Origin of the sequence: Geminicoccus flavidas (genome assembly GCF_009806515.1) — a bacterium.
In the GTDB taxonomy this organism is placed as follows: Bacteria; Pseudomonadota; Alphaproteobacteria; order Geminicoccales; family Geminicoccaceae; genus Geminicoccus; species Geminicoccus flavidus.
Genome location: NZ_WUJP01000464.1, coordinates 1 through 4,880 on the forward strand (window position 1 = coordinate 1; position 4,880 = coordinate 4,880).

The 4,880-nt window shown below is 70.3% G+C and carries 5 protein-coding genes; 4 read left to right on the plus strand and 1 reads right to left on the minus strand.

The genetic code is table 11. The annotated features are described in order from the left end of the window. Positions 1–227: 227 nt before the first annotated feature. The 3 genes from ubiA to EQG76_RS13010 are packed head-to-tail and all read left to right on the plus strand — an operon-like array spanning position 228 to position 3,630. Entirely contained in the window at positions 228–1,142 is a 915-nt protein-coding gene (gene ubiA / locus EQG76_RS13000; protein ID WP_159713959.1) for a 4-hydroxybenzoate octaprenyltransferase, read from the plus strand. Next, on the plus strand, positions 1,139–2,554 hold the full coding sequence (locus EQG76_RS13005; RefSeq protein WP_159713961.1) for a YcjX family protein: 1,416 nt from the start codon (positions 1,139–1,141) through the stop codon (positions 2,552–2,554). The genes ubiA and EQG76_RS13005 overlap by 4 nt, the downstream gene beginning before the upstream one ends. After that, complete coding sequence (locus tag EQG76_RS13010) at positions 2,551–3,630, plus strand: TIGR01620 family protein (protein WP_159713963.1); 1,080 nt, start codon at positions 2,551–2,553, stop codon at positions 3,628–3,630. Before EQG76_RS13005 ends, EQG76_RS13010 begins: the two co-directional genes overlap by 4 nt. Here the strand turns inward: EQG76_RS13010 and EQG76_RS13015 are convergent. Beyond that, positions 3,612–3,965: a hypothetical protein gene (locus tag EQG76_RS13015; protein ID WP_159713965.1), complete on the minus strand. Its 354-nt coding sequence runs from the start codon at positions 3,963–3,965 to the stop codon at positions 3,612–3,614. The genes EQG76_RS13010 and EQG76_RS13015 overlap by 19 nt on opposite strands. Before the next feature lie 135 nt (positions 3,966–4,100). On the opposite strand from EQG76_RS13015, the gene EQG76_RS13020 reads away from it, so the two are divergent. Further along, a partial coding sequence (locus EQG76_RS13020; RefSeq protein ID WP_200840784.1) for an undecaprenyl-diphosphate phosphatase occupies positions 4,101–4,880 on the plus strand: 780 nt, incomplete at its 3' end.

Here is a 4,880-nt window from a genome sequence, read left to right on the forward strand (position 1 = left end):
GAACAGCTCGAGCGGATCGCCTTCGGTCCGCCGCATCACCCGGGCCAGATAATGCGCCCGCGCCTCGTCCAGGTCGAGCTGCGCTCCGGTCCGCAACGGGCCCGGCACGAACAGCCGGATCGTGCTCAAGCCGGATCCCTCCATCTCGCTCGGTTGGGCGTCGCCTTCCCCACCACGGCCGGCAGGGGCGGCTTCGCGCGGGCCTTGTGTGCCGCTAAAAGGCCGGCATGTCGAACCTGCCGTCCGCTTCCGTCGCCGATCGCCAGCACCACTGGACCGACCGGCTGCCGGCCTCCCTCCGCCCCTATGCGACCCTCGCCCGCTGGGACCGGCCGATCGGGACCTGGCTGCTGCTGCTGCCCTGCTGGATGGGCCTGGCGCTGGCGCCGGGCCTGCCCGACCCGGTCCTGCTGGCGGCCTTCGCCATCGGCGCCGTCGCCATGCGCGGGGCGGGCTGCACGGTCAACGACATGGCCGACCGGGAGTTCGACGCCCGGGTGGAGCGGACCCGGGCCCGGCCGCTGGCATCGGGTGCCCTGTCCATGCGCCAGGCGGCCCTGTTCACGGCGGTGCAGACCCTGGTGGGCGGCCTCGTCCTCCTGGTCCTGCCGGCTCCGGCGGCGCTGACCGCCCTCCTGGCCCTGCCGTTGGTGGTGATCTACCCGTTCATGAAGCGGATCACCTGGTGGCCGCAGGCCTTTCTCGGCATCACCTTCAACTGGGGTGTGCTGGTGGGCGGCGTGGCAGCGGGCGCGCCGGCACCGGCGATCCTGCTGCTCTATGCCGGCTCCATCGCCTGGACGATCGGCTACGACACGATCTACGCCCACCAGGACAAGGCGGACGACGCGCTGATCGGGGTCCGCTCCACGGCCCGGCTGTTCGGCGCGCAGACCCACCGCTGGCTTTTCCTCTTCTACGCCACCACCATATTGGGCTGGGCAGCAGGGGGCTGGCTGGCGGGCAAGGGCCCGATCTTCGCGGGCACCCTCCTGCTCATCGCCGTGTACCTGCTCCACGAGGCCAGAACCGTGCCGATCGACGACCCGGCGGCTTGCCTGCGCGCCTTCCGCCGCCACCGCTTTGTCGGCCTGGCCCTGTTCCTTGGCATGGTGCTGGACGGCTGGGTGGTGCTGCCTTGAGGTTCGGCGGCTCGATCTTCACCGCGATCGGCGACGAGCTGGACGGGCTGCGCCGCGGCCTGACCGACCTCGCCACCGGCATGGTGCGCGACCGCACCCGGTTCGCCATCACCGGGCTGCGCCGCAGCGGCAAGACCGTGCTCACGACCTGCCTGGCCCATCACCTGCTGGAGCCGTCCGGCCTGCCATTCCTGTCGGTAGTGGCCGAGAACCGGCTGGACGCGACCAGGCTCGTGCCGCTGCGCGACCTGCCGCCCTTTCCTCTGGAGGAGGCGGTGGCCGGGCTGGCGCGCGAGACGCCGACTTGGCCGCAGCCGACCGACCGGCTGAGCGGGCTCGCCATTGAGATCCTCTATCGCACCGGGCACAGGCTCGGCCGGCTGATCGACCCGACCCGCCGGCACTTCATCGAAATCGTCGACTACCCGGGCGAGTGGCTCCTGGACCTGCCGCTGCTGGAGCACGACTTCCGCACCTTCTCAGCGCACGCCCTGGCGCTGGCGGAGCGGCCGATCCGCCAGCCGGCGGCGGCGGAATGGCAGGAGCTCCTGAAGGGGGTGGATCCGCAGGCACCGGGCAACCCGGCGCTGGAGGCCCGGCTAGCTGAGGCCTATCGCGCCTATCTCCATGCCTGCCAAGAGGAGCTCGGCCTGTCCTTCATCCAGCCGGGCCGGTTCGTCGACCGCAGCAAGATCGCTGACGAGGAGCTGATCAGGTTCTGCCCGCTGCCGCTTTCCTCAGCACCCCTGCCCTATGACTCGCTGGGTGCCCGGTTCGAGCGCCGGTTCGAGCGCTACCGGGACGAGCTGGTCAAGCCGTTCTACCGGGATAATTTCTCCCGCTTCGACCGGCAGATCGTGCTGGTCGACCTGCTCACCGCGCTCAATCGCGGCCCAGACCATTTCGAGGACGTGCAGGAATCGCTTGCGACCGTGGTACGCTCGTTCCGTTACGGCAGCGGCAGCATCCTGACCAACTGGCTGACCCCGAAGATCGACCGGCTGGTGTTCGCCGCCACCAAGGCGGACCATATCGCCCCCTCGCAACATGCCGCGATGAAGCAGCTCCTGGAGATCATGATTGCCCCCTCCTCCCGCCACACTCGCTTTGCCGGCGCACCTCACGAGGTGCTGGCCGTGGCGGCCTTGCGCTCCACCGACGTGGTGCGCACCGAGCTGCACGGTCAGGTCCTGTCCTGCCTGAAGGGCCGGCTGGTCGAGACCGGCCAGGAGACCGTGCTGTTCCCGGGCGAGCTGCCGCCCGACCTGCCCGAACCCCATGACTGGACGTCCGGCCGGTTCCGCTTCCGCGACTTCGCGCCACGCCGCCTGCCGCGCGGCCGCAACGGGGCGGCCAGCCACATCCGGCTCGATCAGCTCCTGGAAGCCGCGGTCGGAGACCGGTTGACATGAGCCCCAAGGAACCGATCCCGCCGTTCGAGCTCAGCCCCGACGATCCACGGATCGGCGCGGTCGAGCCGCCGCCGGGTGCCCGTCCGGCCGGCGAGGAGCTGGATCCCGCGCTGCCGGTCGCCGCAGACACCGCCGAGCTGATCCCGGCCCCGCCGGTGGGCCGGCGCCAGCGCGGCATCGGCTTTTGGCTCAAGCTGTCGCTGGCGCTGCTGGTGGTGACGGTGCTGGTCGGCCAGTTCGTCCTGTGGGTGCGGGACCTGATGGACGCCTCGCCCTGGCTGGCCGGCCCGCTGGGCATCCTGTCGATCGTCGCCGTGGGCAGCGGCACCGTGCTCGCCTGGCGGGGGATGCAGCGCTGGCGGTCGCTGGACCAGCGCGCCGAGATCCGCGCCGAGATCGAGCGGCTGGCGGGCTCCGAGCTACATGGCAGTGCTGCTAGGCGCCTGGAGGAGATCTCGGCGCTGATCCGGCCGGTTCCGGGCGTGCCGCAGGCGCTGGCGCGCTACGAGCGGCAGGCTTCCGATGCCCTGGCGGACGGGGAGCGCATTGAGCTCTACGAGCGGATGGTGCTGAACGAGTTGGACGAGCAGGCCGTGCGCATCGTCGGCATGGGGGCCCGGGACATCGCCGTGCTCACCGCGGTCACACCCACCGGCCTGCTCGATGCGCTGGTGGTGCTCACCCGGACGTTCGCGATGCTGCAGCGGCTGGCCGGCCTTTATGGCGTGCCGCCGGGCCGGCTCACCGTGCTGCGCCTCCTGCGGCTGAGCTTCCGCAATGCCGCACTGGCCGGGGCGGCGGACGTGCTGGCCCATGCCACCACCGAGCATCTCGGGGCGTCGTTCATGAGCATCCTGTCGGCCAAGGCCGGCCAGGGTGCGGGCAATGCCCTGCTGGCCGGCAGGCTGGGCCTGCAGGCGATCCGGCTGCTGCGGCCCCTGCCGTTCGTGACCAAGCGGCCGCCCCGCCTGATCGACCTGCGCGGCATGCTGGGCTTCGACCCGGCCATGCCGTTCGACCTCAAGCTGCCCGGCAGCCGGGCCGGCACGCCGGATCGTCAGGCCGAGAGGCGCTGAGTGATCCGCCGGGTCAGCCGACCCAGCATCAGGCCGATCCGCTCGGCCAGTGATGGCTTCGGCGGCGGCGGTGGCGCCTTCGGCACCACATACCCAGTGTCCCCGTCGATCACCGTGCCGTCATCCATGCCGAAGCGGCTGCCGCCGGCCTCGCGGGCCTCCGGGTCGAGCCGCCGCGCCAGCCCCTTGACCATGTCGCCCATGCGGATGAGTCGCGGCAGGAACAGGAGCGCCACCACGCCCATCACCAGCATGACCTTCCAGGCACTCAGACCCAAGACCTTCTCCCCAGCACCCGTCCGGCAGGCCGCCCTGGCGGCCGGACCGGTCCGCATGAACCCCTCCGGCACAGCGTAGCCGATCGTCGCTGGTGATGGACAGCCCCTTGCGCGATGGCCGTGCTCCGGTGCTTTTCCACCTGCGCCGGCAGTGACCTGGCGACTTCCGGCAATCCACATGACAGGTTGATGATGGAAAGCGATCTCTCGCTGCTTCAGGCCGCGCTCTTGGGCCTGGTCGAAGGTCTCACCGAGTTCCTGCCCGTATCCTCGACCGGTCATTTGCTGCTAGCCGGCTGGTTGATGGGCGTGGACGAGCGGTTCGTCGACCTGTTCGTGGTGCCGGTCCAGTTCGGCGCGATCCTGGCAGTGCTGAGCCTCTATGTGACCCGGCTGTGGGCCATCCTGCGCGATGCACCGCACTCTCCAGCGGCCCGGCGGTTCATCCTGGCGATGGCATTGGGCTTCCTGCCGGCGGCGCTCATTGGCTTAGCCCTGCACGGCCAGATCAAGAGCCTGTTCGCCCATGTGATCATCGTGCCGATCAACCTGATCCTGGGCGGCATCCTGATCCTCGTGATCGAGCGCTTCCACCCGCCCGCGGAGATCCACCGCGCGGAGGCGATGACGCCGCTGCGCGCCCTGCTGGTCGGGTTCTGCCAGGCGCTGGCGATGATCCCAGGCGTGTCGCGCTCCGGTGCCACGATCATGGGCGCGCTCGTGATGGGGGTGGACCGGCGGGCCGCCGCCGAGTTCAGCTTCTTCCTGGCCATGCCGACCATGCTCGCCGCCGCCTCCTACGACCTGTGGAAGCAGCGTCACGTCATTACCTTGGATGATGCCGGCCTGATCCTGGTCGGCTTCGTGTGCGCCTTCATCAGCGCGGTGCTGGTGGTCAAGGCGCTGCTGGCCTTCCTGGCACGCAACACCTTCCGGATCTTCGGCTGGTACCGGATCGCGATCGGCCTGGTG

What these genes read in the sequence shown, in the direction of transcription:
- ubiA (WP_159713959.1), top strand. Translation starts at nt 228, where the DNA reads ATGTCGAACCTGCCGTCCGCTTCCGTCGCCGATCGCCAGCACCACTGG.
- EQG76_RS13010 (WP_159713963.1), top strand. Translation starts at nt 2,551, where the DNA reads ATGAGCCCCAAGGAACCGATCCCGCCGTTCGAGCTCAGCCCCGACGAT.
- EQG76_RS13015 (WP_159713965.1), bottom strand. Translation starts at nt 3,965, where the DNA reads ATGCGGACCGGTCCGGCCGCCAGGGCGGCCTGCCGGACGGGTGCTGGG.